Here is a 14,889-nt window from a genome sequence, read left to right as displayed (position 1 = left end):
TCTGATGAAACGAGGAGAGATACACGTGCAAGGATGGACGACGACATGACCAGCAAGGCCGCCGCTAGGCTCAAATCGGACGGCTGGACCATCCTCGAGACCACGGGCTTCATGCACCTGATCGGTCCGTTGTGGGAGCGCAAGGTCGACGGCCAATATGAATTCGCACTCGCGACCGAAGACAAGCACCACAACCGCCGCGGCATGGTCCAGGGCGGCGTGATGATGACCTTCGCCGACCGCACCTGCGGCATGACCGCCCGCTACACCTCCGGCAAGGAATTCATGGCGACGGTGCAGCTCGACACCCATTTCGTCGAGGCCGGCCAGATCGGCGACATCCTGATCTCCCGCCCGCGCGTTGTGCGCTCGACCCGCAGCCTGATCTTCATGAGCACCGAAGTGACGGTGGACGACCGCTGCATCGTGATGGCGAATGGCGTGTTCAAGATTTTGAAGGGGCCGGCGTAGCTGCGCTGTTGCACCGTACTCCGCCGTCGTCCTGGCGAAAGCCAGGACCCATTACCCCAAAGGGAAGTTGTGGCGCGCGCTCGCAACCACGAATCTTCGCCAAACCACTCCTCGGGGTAATGGGTCCTGGATGTGCGCTCCGCTTCGCTGCGCTTGTCCAGGACGACGAGCTGAGAGAGCAACCGCGTCGAAGCATCTCTGGATTGCTTCGCTGCGCTCGCCATGACGCAACCGGGCGGCTATGCTGACGCCACAAGACGCAGCAAGGACCCCGCCCATGCAATACCGCCAGCTCGGCCGCACCGGCCTGAAAGTCTCGCCGATATGTCTGGGCACCATGATGTTCGGCGGGCCGACCGATGAAGCCGCATCGAAACGGATCATCGACAATGCGCACGGTGCAGGCATCAACTTCATCGACACCGCGGATGCCTATTCAAAAGGCGCATCCGAGGAGGTCGTGGGACGCGCCATCGCCGGCAACCGCCAGGCCTGGGTGCTCGCCACCAAGCTCGCCAACCCCATGGGTGATGATCCCAACCGCGTCGGCCTGTCGCGCCGCTGGGTGTTGCAGGCCGCCGACGAAAGCCTGACGCGGCTCGGCACCGATCACATCGACATCTACTATCTGCACAAGGAAGACCATGCGACGCCGCTGGAGGAGACGGTGCGCGCAATGGGCGATCTGATCCGCGCCGGCAAGGTGCGCTATTTCGGCGTCTCCAACTACCGCGCCTGGCGCGTCGCCGAGATCTGCAACATCTGCGACCGGCTCGGCATCGACCGGCCCGCGGTGAGCCAGCCCTATTACAACGCCATGAACCGCATGCCCGAGGTCGAGCATTTTCCGGCCTGCTCCTATTACGGCCTCGGCATCGTGCCCTATAGCCCGCTGGCGCGCGGCGTGCTCACCGGCAAGTACAAGCCGGATGCCGCCCCGGACAAGGAGACGCGCGCCGGCCGCAACGACACCCGCATGATGCAGACGGAGTGGCGACCGGAATCGCTCCAGCTCGCGCAGGAGATCAAGACTCACGCCGAGAAGAAAGGCATCACCGCCGGCCAGTTCGCGGTCGCCTGGGTGCTGAACTCGGCATTCGTGACCTCCATCATCGCCGGTCCCCGCACCGAGCAGCAGTGGGACGACTATATCCGCGCACTCGACTATCGCTTCACGGCGGAGGACGAGGCGCTGATCGACCGACTGGTCGTGCCGGGCCATCCCTCGACGCCGGGCTACAACGACCCGGCCTATCCGATCGAGGGCCGCCGCGCGCGGACGAGCTGACAGCGGGAGACGACGATGCCGCATGAGGACCGCTACGGCCTTCCGCTTTCCACCGCATCCGATGCGGCGGCATCCGCCTATCGCGACGGCGTCGACCTCATGCTCGCGGGCTGGACCGGTACGGCGGAGACGCTGGAGCGCGCGATTGCGGCTGACCCGGATTTCGCGCTCGCTCATATCGCCCGCGGCCGCGTGCATGCCTTCTACCAGCAGGGCGATCTCGCGCGGCAGAAGGCGGCGGCCGCGCGAGAGCTCGTTGCCAGGCGCGGCACCGAGCGCGAGCGCTCGCATGTCGAGACGCTGGCGCTCGCGATCGAAGGCCGGTTGCCCGAAGCGATCGCGGCAATGCTGAAACATGTCGAGAGCTGGCCGCGCGATGCCGTGGTATTGTCGCTGCCGCTCGGCGCCTTCGGCCTGTTCGCCTTCTCCGGCATGGCCGATCACGACCGCGCCCGCCATGAGCTGTGCCAGCGCGTCGCGCGGCACTACGGCGAGGACTGGTGGTTTCTCACCATGTCCGGCTGGGCGATGACGGAGAATGGCGACGTCGCCCACGGCCGCGCCGTCACCGAGCGCGGCTTCAACCTCCGCCGCGCCAACGCCCATGCCGCGCACGCGGTGCTGCATGCGATGTTCGAGGACGGCTCGATCGATGACGCCGACCGTCTCGTCGACGACTGGATCCCCTCTTACGACCGCGCCGGCATCCTGCACGGCCATATCCGCTGGCACCAGGCGCTCGGCGCGCTCGAGCATGGCGATGCGGCACGCGCACTCGCGATCTACGCCGACGTGCTCCAGCCCTCGGCGACGCAGGCGCCGCCGCTCAACGTCATCACCGATGGCGCCTCGCTGCTCTGGCGCCTGTCGACGTACGGCCATGCGGTGCCGAAGGCACTGTGGCTGGAAGCCGACGCGACCGCGCAAAAACTGTTTCCGAAATCAGGCCTGCCGTTCGCCGACGTCCACATGGCGTTGTTCGCTGCCGCAACGCAAAACAATGAGGCGCTGGCGGCGCGGCTTGCCGTGATCGAGCAACGCCTCGCCGAGGGCAAGCTGCCGGCCGGTCCCGTGGTCCCCGCGGTCTGCCGGGCGCTGGCCGCCTTTGCGGATGAGAATTATGCCGCTTGCGCACAAATGCTTGCGCCCGTCCTTGGCGAGGTCGTCCGCATCGGCGGCAGCCACGCCCAGCGCGAGCTGATCGAGGACACCTTCATCGTCGCCCTCATGGGCAGCGGCGAGCTCTCCCGCGCGCGCACCGTGCTCGACGCCCGCCTGCACCGCCGCCCCTCCTTCCGCGATACGCGCTGGCAGGCGGCAATGGGTTAGCCTGCCACGAAAAAAACACCGGCCTGGCGGCAAGTGCCCGCTGGGACGGTGGGGCGATTTGGACGAATCGCCAGGGGTGGTGCGGTGGTATTCCAGACGGACTCGGCGGCGCGAACGGGATCGCAACCAATTTGCGGTTCGATGGTTATGAAGCGGACCTCCAGCGTCCCCTGGCCTACGAGCCTGACGATGCGCCTCCGCCGACCGGTCCTCGCAGCAACCCTCGCCGCCTCCGTCGCGGCTTCGGCAAGCCCTTGTTTCGCCGAAGCTTCCAAGCCCATTCCAGTCAACAATCCGCCGGCGCAGCAGAACGCCTTGATCGACCTGCTGGCGCTGATGTCCGGCCATTGCAAGACACTGAAGGTCGCGGGCCGCACCTTCGCCTGCAAGACGGTTGCCTACGCTCATGGCGACACGGGCCGGGTCAATTTCGCGGTCGCCGTCGACGATCCCACCGATGCGAACCACGTCGTGTCGTTCTCCGGCGAGAACGGCAAGCGCGCCGACGACAATTCCTACGAGCTGCCGATCGACCGCATGCTGCTCAACTCCAAGGACCGGCCCAAGGTCGACGGTCTGCCGGTGCCCGCCGAGCAGGCCTCCACTGGCGTCTGTCGCCAGACTGGCAACTTCGCTGCCAGGAAGGTGAACGACGTGACCTGCTCCGCGACCGACAGCGAAGGCCGTCGATATGAACTGCTGTTCGTCTCCGACGGTACGCCGGTGAGCGTGCGCCGCATCCGGCAATCGTCACCGTCGATCCAGGATCCGTTCAAGTAGCGGCACGTCGTCCCGTCCCGCGCGTCAGCGGAGCGGACGCGCATCCTTCCGTTTGAAACTCCGGGTCCGGCGGGTATGCTCTCGCGCGCGTCCTCATCGAGGAAGCCCGGTTGCAACTGGAGGCGGGGCGGAGAGCCCAGCAATGCGTATGATCACCAGGCTCGTGCGCGTCGTGATCGTCTGCCTGCTCGCGAGCCTGTCGCGTGAATGCATTGCAGCCGACGGCCCGCGGCAGCGTTCGATCCTCGTTCTGGAAGAAGCCGATTTTCGCTCGCCCTTCTATTCCGAGATCTTTAGCGGTATCCGCGCCGCTGCGAAGCAGAACGGCAAGGGGCACACGGTGATCTACGGCGAAAGCCTCGATCTCGCCCGCTTCCCGGGACCGGACTACGAAGAGAGTCTGGTCGGTCATCTCAAGACCAAATATGCGCAGCGGCCGATCGACGTCATCGTTTCGATCGGCGTGACATCGGCGAAATTCCTTCGAGCGCGCAAGCAGGACATCTGGCCCGCCGCGCCCGTCGTTTACGGCTTCGTGCCTGACCTGCCCGAGACGCGCGCGCTGTTCCTGCCCAACACGACGGTCGTCTTCGCAAGGGTGAGACCGGCGCAGCTCCTGACCGCAGCGCGCGCCATCGTTCCCGATCTGACCCATGTCGTCCTCGTGGGCGATGCCTGGAAAAATCCGCTGACATACGGACATTGGAAGCAGGACTTCGCGGCCGAGATGCCCGATCTCGAAGTCACCGATCTGTCCGGCGCCGTGCTGCGTGAGGTCCGCAGTCACGTCGCCTTCCTGCCGGCCCGCTCTGCGATCCTGACCTCGGCGATGTATTCCGACGGCGAAGGCACCTATTACTCCCCCGCCTCCGCGCTCGCACGCGTTGCCGAGAATGCGAACCGCCCGATCGTCATCACATCAGATACGTTCCTCGGGCGGTCGGGCGTTGGCGGCTGCCTGCTGCAGCCGGAAATCATCGGCCGGGAAGCCGGCGCCGTGGCGATGCGGATCCTCGACGGCGAAGCGCCGTCGAGCATCGCACCGTTCAGCGGGAACAACGTGAAGCCTATCTTCGACTGGCGGCAGCTGAAGCGCTGGAATGTGGACGAAGCCAATCTGCCCCCCGGCAGCGAGGTGCGTTTCCGCCAACCGACCTTCTGGGAGCAGTATTACTGGCACTCCGTGATCATCGCGGGCGTGGTGCTGGTGCAGGCGCTGATGATCACCATTCTGCTGCGCGAGCGACGCTTGCGCTTCGTGGCCGAGGTCGAGGCGCGCCAGCGCATGTCGGAGCTCGCTCACATGAATCGCCGCGCCACCGCGGGAGAGATGTCCGTCTCGCTCGCGCACGAGCTGAACCAGCCGCTCGCCGCCATTCTGATCAATGCCGAGACGGCCCAGCAGATATTGCAGAATCCGGCGCCCGACCTCGACGAAGTCAGGGACATCCTGGACCACATCCGCCGAGACGATCAGCGGGCCGCCGAAGTCATCGGCCGGCTGCGCTCGTTCCTGAAGCGAGACTCGACCGAACGGCGCGAGCTCGACCTCAATGCCACGGTCGGCGAGGTGTTTCGATTCCTCTCCGTGCAGGCCCTGACCCACGATGTCGAGCTCCTGACGCAGCCGTCGCCCGCGGAGATCCGCGTGAAAGGCGACAAGGTGCAGCTCCAGCAGGCGATCCTCAATCTCGTCGTGAACGGCATGGAAGCTGTGGCCCATCTTCCGGACGAGCGGCGGCGCGTCGTCGGACGAACCAGTGTCGCCGAGGGCAACCTCGCCCTTGTCTCCATTGCCGACGCAGGTCACGGCATCCTCGCGGAGAAGGTGACCGAGATCTTCAAGCCGTTCTTCACGACCAAGGCGCAAGGCATGGGCATAGGCCTCTCGATCGCGCATACCATCGTCGAGGCACATGGCGGCCGCATCTGGGCCGAAAACGCGCCGTCAGGGGGCGCCGTCTTTCATGTCAGCCTGCCGCTGGCAGCGGCGCGGTAGACGCTGTCATCCTCGCAAATTTGCAGCTCCGCATTTTCGGCAATGCTTACGCTACCGCCAAAGATGCAAGGCGCTCATATATCCCGCAAAACAATTCATTTGCTTTGTCGGCTGCCAAATCCGACTTTCGTCTGAAATAACACGACACAATCCTTGGGGGGATGCTGCGCCCGACGTCCTGCGCACCATTTCATCGATCTCGCTCTCCGATCAGACGCTCGACGCTGACAATCCAGCAATGCGATTGCCAGATCGACCCGTCATGACCGGATGCGGCGATGCCATCTGCCGTCCGAAGTACCGAACCGAGAGAGGGGACCGTTCATGACAGACAAGCGTGCCAACGTTCAATCGACATCCATCGGAAAGGTGGGGCTCGCCCTGGCGGCGGCGGCAACGATGCTCGCACCCGATACCGACGTCAGCGCCGCAGGCCTCAGGGACCTGCCGTCGATCGCGCCGGTGATGACGTGCAGCTCGCTCACGAGCCTCGATCTCGGCGAAATCAGCGAGAAGGTCGGCGGCACCGTCACCATCTCCTCTGCGGCCGTCGTGCCGGCATCGGCCACCAACCCGGCCGATTACTGCGCCGTGCGCGGCGTCATCGGACCCGGCGCCAATTCCATCGTGATGCGGCTGCCGACCAACGCCTGGACACAGCGTTATCTCCAGACCGGCTGCGGCGGCGAATGCGGCAACGACAATATCAACTACACGCAATCGACCGGCTGCGTTCCGATCACCAACGGCACGATCGCGAGCGCCACGACCAATATGGGCCACACCGGCGCGCAAGGCTCCACCTGGTCGGTCGACAATCCGCAGGCGCAGATCGACTTCGCCTACCGCGGCGTGCACGTTGCCTCGGAGGTGGCCAAGGCGGTCATCGCCAAATTCTACGGCAAGAGGCCGGCCTATTCCTATTTCAGCGGCTGCTCGGACGGCGGCCGCGAGGCGCTGATGGCGGCGCAGCGCTATCCGCACGATTTCGACGGCATCGCAGCCGGCGCGCCGGCGAGCGACATGGACGTGCAGAACACCTATCACCACGGCTGGCGCGTTCTCACCAACCAGACCACGCCCGGCACGATCCCGATTCCGTCGAGGGACACCTATGTGCTGCTGTCCGACAAGCTCGCTTATGTCCACGCCAAGGTGCTGGCCGCCTGTGACGCCATCGACGGCCTCGCCGACGGCGTCATCGACGACCCCAGGGCCTGCAGCTTCGACACCAAGACGCTGGTCTGCGGCAACAACGGCAACGAGACCGGCTGCCTGACGCAGGCCCAGGCCGACGTCGTGCGTCGCATCCATGATGGCGCGGTCTCCGCCGACGGCCAGCGGCTCGAGCCGCTCGCCAATTCGGAATGGGGCTCCGAGCTCGACTGGACGCTGTTCGTGCCATCGGCCCAGGGCAAGTCGGTCGGCAGCGAGAACTTCGTGAACTCGTGGGCCGCCTACAAGACCTTCTTCAACACCTACAACGCAAGCTGGACGCTGAACGATCTCAAGCTCACCGTGCCTGGCTTCAACGCCACCGTTGCATCCTCGACGCTCTACGCCGCGAACAATCCGGATCTCGGACCGTTCGCGCGGCACGGCGGCAAGCTGCTGCTGTGGCACGGCTGGTCCGACCAGCACATCCCGCCGCGCGGCACCATCAAGTACTGGCACGCCGTCAAGGAGGTGCTGGGCGACCAGCAGGTCGATCGGTTCGCCAAATTCTACCTCTTCCCCGGCATGGGGCATTGCGGCGGCGGGCTTGGGCCAAACACTTTCGACATCGTCACGCCGCTGATGTCCTGGGTCGAGACCAACACCGCGCCGAACGCGATCGTCGCCACCAACAATTCGACCGTGACGTCGCGCCCCGTCTATCCGTATCCGGCCGTGGCACGGCTGAAGGCACCCGGGCTCGATCCCAAGGTCGCCGCCAACTTTGTCGCCTACACGCCGAAGAAGGAGCCGCCGGTCAGCGACTTCGTCGGCAATTACCTGTTCTCGCCCGACTATCCGCAGGCCAGGTGCCACGCCGAGGGGACCAAGCTCGTCTGCTCGAATGACCGCAGGCACGACGGCGACGGCCGTCACGACGAAGCCCAGAGGTGACGCGTTGCGCTGCGCGCCAGGCCAGGACGCAGGGCTGGCGCGCGGCGTCGTTGTCGCAGAGCTGAAGCGGCGAAAGCCGTTTCCCTCATGAGCTGGCAGGTGATGATGCTGCTTCCGATGATCGTGTTGACGGGCCTGCTCGCCGTCGGCCCGGCGAGGCCCGAGGCGGCGGATGCCGCGGCCGGCCAGCATCGAGAGTCGCCGCAAGCAAAACGAACCGGAAATCCGTTGTGGGAGGTCCCGCTCGCCGAGTTGAGCGCGACCGGCGAGCGCCCGATCTTCGCGGCGACACGCCGCCCCTCAGCACCAAAGACCGTCGAACCTCCGGCAACGCCCGCCCCCCAACAGGCGCAAGCGCAGCCGGACCGGCCGGCCTTGTCCCTGCTCGGAACGGTGACGGAAGCGGACGGAGGGCGGGGAATCGGTGTTTTCATCGACGACATCGCCAAACGCGCGCTGCGTCTCAAGGTCGGCGAGCAACACAATGGCTGGGCGATCAAGCAGGTGCGGCGTGGCCTCGCGGTGTTCGAAAAGGACGGCGCGCTCGCGGTGCTGACGCTTGCATCGCCGGACACCACGCCTGCCGCAGCACCTGCGGCCGCCCCTCCGCCTCAAGCCGCCGCGGAGCTCGCAGCAGCGCGGCCGAGGGCGCGCGCGCCGACACCCGTCGCCGCCTTCGACTGGACGGCGATCTTGCGCCAGGGCGAGGCGGGATCGCGGTAATGGCAGCTCCCCGCTATGGCGCCGCCGTTGGCCGAGTTGAATGTTGGTTCGGGCGCGTGCAGTGTGGCCGGCGCGAACGCCGGCCGATCAAAGCCCGGCGACTGACAAGACCGGGGACGGAATGCGGATCGATTTTCTGGGCCTGCAGGCCTTCGTGAGCGTGGCCGAGCGCGGCAGTTTCCTGCGCGCCGCCGCCCATCTCAACCTGTCGCAGACGGCGCTGAGCCACCGGATGAAGAAGTTCGAGGAGGGCCTCGGCGTTGCGCTGTTCGTGCGTACGACGCGGCAGGTTTCGCTCACCGCGGCCGGCCTCGAATTGCTGCCAAAGGCCTGCGCGTTGCTCGACGAATTGTCCGACACGCTCGAGGGTGTACGCGGCGAAGGTGCCAAGAAAGTCGAGCGCGTCACCATCGGATGCCTGCCGACGATCGCGGCCTATCAGCTGCCTCGCGTGCTGCGCGACTTCAGCGCCGCCCATCCGGGGGTGTCGGTGAAGATCTACGACAATTCGGCACGCGAGATCGCGCAGCTGGTACAATCAGGCACTGCCGAGTTCGGCCTCACCATCGTGTCGCCGAACGTCGCCGACGTCGAGGTCAAGGTCTTGGCGACGGAACCCTTTGTCCTGCTGTGCGCCAAGGACGATCCCCTGGCGAAGCGGCGCTTCGTCAACTGGTCGCAGCTCGGCAGCGCGCCGCTGATCCGCATAAGCCCGCAGGCCGGCAACCGCGTGCTGATCGATGACGCGCTCGGCCATCGCCGCGAGAAGCTGAACTGGCGTTACGAGGTGCAGCACCTCCAAACGGCGGTCGGGATGGTGCTCTCGCATGTCGGGATCGCAATCGTGCCCAAGATCGCCGGCAGCCTGCCTGGTGTCGCGGGCCTCGCGGCCGTGCCGCTGCGCAACCCCAGCATCCATCGCAGTCTCGGCGTCATCACCCGGCGCGACAAGCCGCTCTCGCGCACGGCACAGGCGCTGCTGCAGATGGTGCGCCAGCACTTTGTGACCCTGCGCTGACGAACTGCGGTCTCACGCGAACGCCTTCTCCAGCGTCGCAAAGATCACCGCGAGGGACTTGTCGTGACGGGTCACCGGCGGCACCGGGCGATCGACCTTCATCAGCTGATAGACCGCCATCTGCGCCGCGCGCACCGAATATTCGACGGTGAAGACGACGTCGTCGGGGATTTCGACAAACTGGCTGACGAAGGCGAGGTTGACCGAATTCTTGGGCACCGGCAGCGGCCGGTCGGTCAGATTGCGCGGCATGAACATGCTGGTGATGTAGGGCATGCGGCAGGGAATGCAGGTCGCGGTCTCGAACACGCCGCGATCGAAATTCAGGTGCCCGCACAGCTCGTTCAGGATGTCGGCGCCGCCGCAATCCGACATTGGCTTTCCGACGAAATTGCCGACGCGATCGGGATGCAGCGCATAGCCCCAGAACACCTGCACGTCCTTTGGCTGGCCTGCGAAATGCGGCTGGTGATACAGCACCACCGACATCAGCCAGTTGGAATCCCTGAACGTGACCAGCCCCCCGGTGCCGGCCCTGTTGCCGGAGAACGCCTCCATCTTCTCGAAGAAGCGCGGATCGCGACAGGTGACGGTGAAGGACAGCCAGTAGGACTCCGGGATCGAATTGTTGAAGGCGGACGGATTGCCGAATTCGGGACGTCCTTGCGCGATCGTCTCCCACAGCGCCCAGCCCCGGCTGTCTGTCTTGGTCAGGTGCGGCGCCGGCTCGGTCATGGTACCAAGGCTCGAGGCGTCCGTCATCGAGCCGTTCTGGAAGAACACGAGGTCGCCGTCCTCGAGGCGGACATTGGCGGTGCGGCCGTCACGGTCGAGCATGAGCTGGCGGACGCGCACGCGCCCGCCCTCGTCCTCGAGCGTCATGTCGGTGACGGCCGTGCCGCGCACGAATTGCACGCCCTGCCGCTTCAGCCAGTCGGCGAGCGGCCGCACGATCGCGTCATACTGATTGTAGACGGTGCGCTTGACGCCGGCGAGAGTCTCGATGCGCGGGAATTCGTTCATGAAGCGGTGCAGATAGCGCTTCAGCTCGACGGCACTGTGCCAGGGCTGGAAGGCGAAGGTGGTCTGCCACATGTACCAGAAATTCGACTCGAAGAATTTCGGCGACAGCCAGTCGGTGATGCGGCTGTTGCCGAGCGTCTCTTCGGAAGCCTCGGTGAGCCGCAGCAGCTCGAGCCGGTCGCGCGCCGAGAAGCCCATATGGGTCACGTCGATCTTGAAGCGGTTGCGGTCGACCAGCCGCGCCCGCGAATGCGCCGGATTTTCCAGATTGAACGCAATCGTCTCCTCGCGCACGCTGAGTCCGGGATGTTCGAGCGAGGGGATGGACGACAGGAGATCCCAGGTGCATTCGTAGTGATCGGTGGTGAGCATGCGCCCGCCGCGCAGCGAATAGGCGCCGCTTGCCAGCAGCGCACCGTCGAGGCTGCCGCCGACCAGCGGCTGCGCCTCATAGATCACGATATCGCGCCCCGGCAGCTGCGCGTCGCGAACCAGGAACGCCGCGCCCGCGAGCGATCCGATGCCACCACCGATGAAATACGCCTTCATGACTTGCCTCGATTGCAATTCCACTTTCCAAAGCGACATTGCATGGCGGGGCGCCGTCAAAGTTGCGCTGGATCAAGCAGGGCTTGAGGCAGGAATCACGTCGACGTTATTGCCGCGGCTTCTTCGCGTAGATCTGCTCGATCTCGCTTGCGAAGCGATGTTCAAGCGCGGGACGCTTGTTCTTCAGCGTCGGCGTGAGCAGGCCGCTGGCAATGGTCCAGGGATCCAGCGTCCACCACACCGCGCGCGGCGTCGCGTAGGACGGATAGGCCTTCACCGCCGCCGCGATGCGCGCCAGCAGAGCGGCCCGCTCCGCCGCGCCGCCCTGCTTGCCGCTCGCAGCCAACCTGTCCTTCTCCTGCACCCAGGCCTTGGCGTTGAGCACGACCAGCGCGGTGAGGAAGGGCCGCTGCTCGCCGACCACCAGCGCCTGCTCGAACAGGGGATCGGCGAGGATCGCAGTCTCCAGGTCGACCGGCGCGATCTTCTCGCCGGTGGATGTCACGAGAATGTCCTTGATGCGGCCGGTGATGGTGATGCGGCCGTTCTCGATGCGCGCCTGGTCGCCGGTGTGCAGCCAGCCGTCGGCTTCCTTCACGCGGCGCGTCTCTTCTTCCTTGTGCCAGTAGCCGAGCATCACGTTGCGCCCGCGCACCAGCAGCTCGTCGTTCTCACCGAGCCTGACCTCGACGCCATCGAGTACGTGGCCGACCGAATGCGGATCGTTGTCCTCGGGCGTGTTGACTGAGACCACCGGGGAGGTTTCGGTCATGCCGTAGCCCTGGAGGATGTCGAGCCCCAGCGCGAGAAACAGGCGAATGACCGGCTCCGCGATCGGCGCGCCGCCGGAGACCGCGACGCGCAGCCGGCCGCCGAGCTGCGCCAGCACCTTGTCGGCGAGGAGCCGCTTCAGCAGCGGCCAGGCCAGCCGGTCCAGCAGCGACGGCGCGACGCGCCGCTGCCGCGCATCGAAACGCCGGCCGCCGACGGCAATGGTGAGATCGAGCAGCGCCCGCTCGAGGGCTCCGGCCGATGCGCGGTGCTGCATGATCAGCGCGTAGATGCGCTCATAGATCCGCGGCACCGAGATCAGCACCGTCGGCCGCACATGCTTCAGATCTTCCGCGAGCTGCGGCACCGAGCGCGCATAGGCGACGCAGGCGCCGGCCGCGATCGGATAGTAATAGCCGCCGGTGCGCTCGAAGGTGTGCGACAGCGGCAGGAACGACAGGAAGACATCGTGCGGCTCGGCGGCGATCCGCCGCGCGATCGCCTGCACATTGGCGATGACGTTGTCGTGGGACAGCATCACGCCCTTCGGCCGCCCGGTCGTGCCCGAGGTGTAGACGATGGCGGCAAGATCGTTCGGCGCCACGGCGACATCAGACAGCGGCGCGGTCGCGCCCGGTGCGGTCGCAAGCCAGTGGTCGAGCCCGACGATGCGCGCATCAGGCGTGATGAGCCCGGCCACATCCGCGCAGACGACGCGTTTGAGATGATCGAGCGGTTGTCCGGTGGCAACGATCGCCTGCCAGCGTTCCAGCGTGTCGACGAACAGCAGCAGCGCGCCGGAATCGACGAGGATGTAGGCAATGCTGTCGGGATTGTCGACCGCATGCATCGGCACCGGCACGAGACCCCGCGACAGCGCCGCCTGGTCCATTGCGATATGCGGAATGCCGTTCGGCATCAGGATAGCGACGCGCTCGCCTGGCGCAAAGCCCTCGGCCGCCAGCGCCCGCCGCCAGGGTTCGAATTCCACGTCGATCTCGCGCCAGGACTGGCTGACCCAGCGCGCGGCCTTGCCGTCGAAATGGCGATAGGCTTCCGCCGCCGGTGTCGCCTTGACGCGCCAGCGCAGCAGCTCCGGCAATGTCCTGACGTCCGCGAGCGTCTGCGGTTGACTGATCGGCCCCGGCATGGCGTCCTTTCCTGACCTCGTCGATTCTCCATCGACTTAAGCCTGAAGACTAGAGCCGCCAGCCGCTCAGACCTTGATCCTCAGCAAGGCGGCCATGCTCCGGAGCGACCCATGACGCGCGACCGCCTGTTCCTGCTGCGCCCCGGCTTCGAGGACCCCGCCTATCCGGGCCAACGCTTCTACTGCTGGCATTGCGCGCTGATAGAGGGCGTGCTCGCCTCGTTTCCACAGCTTGCCGAAAAGCTCGACGTCGAGCGCATCGCCTGGCCCAAGCCGAGGCAGGCCTTGATCGAATTGGTCGGCGAGGAGAACCAGTGGCTGCCGCTGCTCGTGCTCGCCGATGGCGCGACGTCCCGGCACCAAACCGGCAGCCATCAGGGCCGCGCCTTCATCGCCGACAAGGACGCAATCCTCGCCGCGCTCTCCGAACGCCACGGCTTTCCCGATCCACATCCGTAGGGAATGGTCCCGTAGCCCGCATGAGCGCAGCGACATGCGGGAACAGCGGCCCCGGATATCGCTTCGCTCATCCGGCTACAGGCACGTCGCGAAACGAGGGAAGATTGGCATTGCGCCTTCCCGATCGCTGCGCATAGTCGACGCGACAAGCCAACCGAGCCCGCCCCACCATGCCCGTTCCCCTCCCCGCCCTCATCGTCGTCGACGTCCAGCGCGCCTTCGACGAATGGGAGGCTGCGGGCAAGCGGCGCAACAATCCCGAGGCCGTGGCGCGCATCGCCGAACTGCTCGCGGCCTTCCGGACGAAACGCGCGCCGATCTTCCACATCCGCCACGAGGGCACGAAGCCGAATTCGTCGTTTCTGCCCTCACGCTCCGGCTACGCCGTCAAGGACGAGGCGCGCGAGCAGGACGGCGAGCCCGTGATCGTCAAGCGCGTCAACAGCGCCTTCATCGGCACGGACCTCGAGACGCGCCTGCGTGCGAGCGGCATCACCACGCTCGTCATCTGCGGCGCCACCACCAATCATTGCGTCGAGACGACGACGCGGATGGCCGGCAATCTCGGCTTCGATGCGCGCCTGGTGCGCGATGCGACCTGGACGTTCGACCGGATCGGGCCCGACGGCGATGCGCATCCCGCCGAGGCGATCCACGCAATGACGCTGTCGAATCTCAACGGTGAATTCGCACGCATCGTCACCACGGATGAGGTGATCGCATCATTCGCGGCGAAGTAATGGCGACAATGCGATCAACGCGGATGATGCGACAATAAATCCCACGACGCGCGATTATCATCCCGAGTTGGACATCGCGAACTGCGTCGTTTCGACGCCCGCACTGGCCGGAACGCAGCCAGCACCCATGTGTTGTCACACGACATTCAACTGGAGTGATGACATGAAGTATCTCATTGTCGCGATGGCCGTCGGAGCTGCGGCGCTTGCCGGCGGATCGGCGGCGCAGGCGGCCAACACCACGAGCGCGAAGCAGAACGCGCCGACCGACATCAGCGCGCAGCACCGGCACCATCATGGCTACCGCCATCATCATTGGCGCCATCCCCACCACGGCTATTATCGTCCGCACTACCGGAGCTACGGCTATTACCCGCGGCACCACGGCTATTATGGTGGCGGACCGTACGGTTATTACGGCGGCGGCCCCAGCGTATCGTTCGGCTTTGGCGGCAGCCGCTGGTGAATCGACCAGCACGG

The 14,889-nt window shown here is 65.8% G+C and carries 13 protein-coding genes; 11 read left to right on the top strand and 2 right to left on the bottom strand.

Annotation, left to right across the window (positions count from 1 at the left end; genetic code table 11):
• The first annotated feature begins 45 nt into the window (after nt 1-45).
• From JQ635_RS20880 to JQ635_RS20845, 8 genes are all read left to right on the top strand, one after another.
• Nucleotides 46-471 carry a PaaI family thioesterase gene (locus JQ635_RS20880; RefSeq protein WP_211411670.1) on the top strand — a complete coding sequence of 142 codons (426 nt, stop codon included), beginning with the start codon at nt 46-48 and terminating at the stop codon, nt 469-471.
• 277 nt (nt 472-748) lie between these two features.
• The gene (locus JQ635_RS20875) at nt 749-1,759 is read left to right on the top strand and encodes an aldo/keto reductase (protein WP_211411669.1); all 1,011 of its coding nucleotides are present in this window, start codon (nt 749-751) and stop codon (nt 1,757-1,759) included.
• A gap of 15 nt (nt 1,760-1,774) precedes the next feature.
• Nucleotides 1,775-3,088 carry a tetratricopeptide repeat protein gene (locus JQ635_RS20870; protein WP_211411668.1) on the top strand — a complete coding sequence of 438 codons (1,314 nt, stop codon included), beginning with the start codon at nt 1,775-1,777 and terminating at the stop codon, nt 3,086-3,088.
• A 189-nt stretch (nt 3,089-3,277) separates the two neighbouring features.
• Nucleotides 3,278-3,868 (top strand): hypothetical protein, encoded by a 591-nt coding sequence (locus JQ635_RS20865; protein ID WP_211411667.1) that lies wholly within the window; start codon nt 3,278-3,280, stop codon nt 3,866-3,868.
• Between the two features lie 142 nt (nt 3,869-4,010).
• Nucleotides 4,011-5,867 (top strand): sensor histidine kinase, encoded by a 1,857-nt coding sequence (locus JQ635_RS20860; RefSeq protein ID WP_211411666.1) that lies wholly within the window; start codon nt 4,011-4,013, stop codon nt 5,865-5,867.
• A 324-nt stretch (nt 5,868-6,191) separates the two neighbouring features.
• Nucleotides 6,192-7,976 (top strand): tannase/feruloyl esterase family alpha/beta hydrolase, encoded by a 1,785-nt coding sequence (locus JQ635_RS20855; protein WP_211411665.1) that lies wholly within the window; start codon nt 6,192-6,194, stop codon nt 7,974-7,976.
• Between the two features lie 87 nt (nt 7,977-8,063).
• Nucleotides 8,064-8,699 carry a hypothetical protein gene (locus JQ635_RS20850; RefSeq protein WP_211411664.1) on the top strand — a complete coding sequence of 212 codons (636 nt, stop codon included), beginning with the start codon at nt 8,064-8,066 and terminating at the stop codon, nt 8,697-8,699.
• A gap of 121 nt (nt 8,700-8,820) precedes the next feature.
• Nucleotides 8,821-9,717, top strand: coding sequence for a LysR family transcriptional regulator (locus JQ635_RS20845; RefSeq protein WP_211411663.1), 897 nt, complete (start codon nt 8,821-8,823; stop codon nt 9,715-9,717).
• 12 nt (nt 9,718-9,729) lie between these two features.
• Here the strand turns inward: JQ635_RS20845 and JQ635_RS20840 are convergent, their stop codons facing one another.
• Together JQ635_RS20840 and JQ635_RS20835 are read right to left on the bottom strand one after the other, a co-directional pair.
• The gene (locus JQ635_RS20840) at nt 9,730-11,289 is read right to left on the bottom strand and encodes an oleate hydratase (protein ID WP_211411662.1); all 1,560 of its coding nucleotides are present in this window, start codon (nt 11,287-11,289) and stop codon (nt 9,730-9,732) included.
• 106 nt (nt 11,290-11,395) lie between these two features.
• Nucleotides 11,396-13,210, bottom strand: coding sequence for an AMP-dependent synthetase/ligase (locus tag JQ635_RS20835; RefSeq protein WP_211411661.1), 1,815 nt, complete (start codon nt 13,208-13,210; stop codon nt 11,396-11,398).
• Nucleotides 13,211-13,321: 111 nt separating this feature from the next.
• Here JQ635_RS20835 and JQ635_RS20830 point away from each other — a divergent pair, with 111 nt between their 5' ends.
• From JQ635_RS20830 to JQ635_RS20820, 3 genes are all read left to right on the top strand, one after another.
• Nucleotides 13,322-13,669 (top strand): DUF3088 domain-containing protein, encoded by a 348-nt coding sequence (locus tag JQ635_RS20830; RefSeq protein ID WP_211411660.1) that lies wholly within the window; start codon nt 13,322-13,324, stop codon nt 13,667-13,669.
• A 170-nt stretch (nt 13,670-13,839) separates the two neighbouring features.
• Nucleotides 13,840-14,409, top strand: coding sequence for a cysteine hydrolase family protein (locus JQ635_RS20825; protein ID WP_211411659.1), 570 nt, complete (start codon nt 13,840-13,842; stop codon nt 14,407-14,409).
• Between the two features lie 163 nt (nt 14,410-14,572).
• Nucleotides 14,573-14,875 (top strand): hypothetical protein, encoded by a 303-nt coding sequence (locus tag JQ635_RS20820; protein ID WP_211411658.1) that lies wholly within the window; start codon nt 14,573-14,575, stop codon nt 14,873-14,875.
• The last annotated feature ends 14 nt before the right edge of the window (nt 14,876-14,889 follow it).

The sequence above is a fragment of the Bradyrhizobium iriomotense genome, from assembly GCF_018130765.1.
GTDB classification, from domain to species: domain Bacteria; phylum Pseudomonadota; class Alphaproteobacteria; order Rhizobiales; family Xanthobacteraceae; genus Bradyrhizobium; species Bradyrhizobium iriomotense_A.
The sequence above is the reverse complement of the archived record's forward strand: the minus strand, read 5'-3'. Positions and strand labels throughout refer to the sequence as shown.

Excerpts from the sequence above, each read along its gene's own strand:
- JQ635_RS20880 (WP_211411670.1), top strand. The coding sequence starts at position 46 with ATGACCAGCAAGGCCGCCGCTAGGCTCAAATCGGACGGCTGGACCATC.
- JQ635_RS20870 (WP_211411668.1), top strand. The coding sequence starts at position 1,775 with ATGCCGCATGAGGACCGCTACGGCCTTCCGCTTTCCACCGCATCCGAT.
- JQ635_RS20850 (WP_211411664.1), top strand. The coding sequence starts at position 8,064 with ATGAGCTGGCAGGTGATGATGCTGCTTCCGATGATCGTGTTGACGGGC.
- JQ635_RS20845 (WP_211411663.1), top strand. The coding sequence starts at position 8,821 with ATGCGGATCGATTTTCTGGGCCTGCAGGCCTTCGTGAGCGTGGCCGAG.
- JQ635_RS20835 (WP_211411661.1), bottom strand. The coding sequence starts at position 13,210 with ATGCCGGGGCCGATCAGTCAACCGCAGACGCTCGCGGACGTCAGGACA.
- JQ635_RS20830 (WP_211411660.1), top strand. The coding sequence starts at position 13,322 with ATGACGCGCGACCGCCTGTTCCTGCTGCGCCCCGGCTTCGAGGACCCC.
- JQ635_RS20860 (WP_211411666.1), top strand. The coding sequence starts at position 4,011 with ATGCGTATGATCACCAGGCTCGTGCGCGTCGTGATCGTCTGCCTGCTC.
- JQ635_RS20865 (WP_211411667.1), top strand. The coding sequence starts at position 3,278 with ATGCGCCTCCGCCGACCGGTCCTCGCAGCAACCCTCGCCGCCTCCGTC.
- JQ635_RS20875 (WP_211411669.1), top strand. The coding sequence starts at position 749 with ATGCAATACCGCCAGCTCGGCCGCACCGGCCTGAAAGTCTCGCCGATA.
- JQ635_RS20855 (WP_211411665.1), top strand. The coding sequence starts at position 6,192 with ATGACAGACAAGCGTGCCAACGTTCAATCGACATCCATCGGAAAGGTG.
- JQ635_RS20825 (WP_211411659.1), top strand. The coding sequence starts at position 13,840 with ATGCCCGTTCCCCTCCCCGCCCTCATCGTCGTCGACGTCCAGCGCGCC.
- JQ635_RS20820 (WP_211411658.1), top strand. The coding sequence starts at position 14,573 with ATGAAGTATCTCATTGTCGCGATGGCCGTCGGAGCTGCGGCGCTTGCC.
- JQ635_RS20840 (WP_211411662.1), bottom strand. The coding sequence starts at position 11,289 with ATGAAGGCGTATTTCATCGGTGGTGGCATCGGATCGCTCGCGGGCGCG.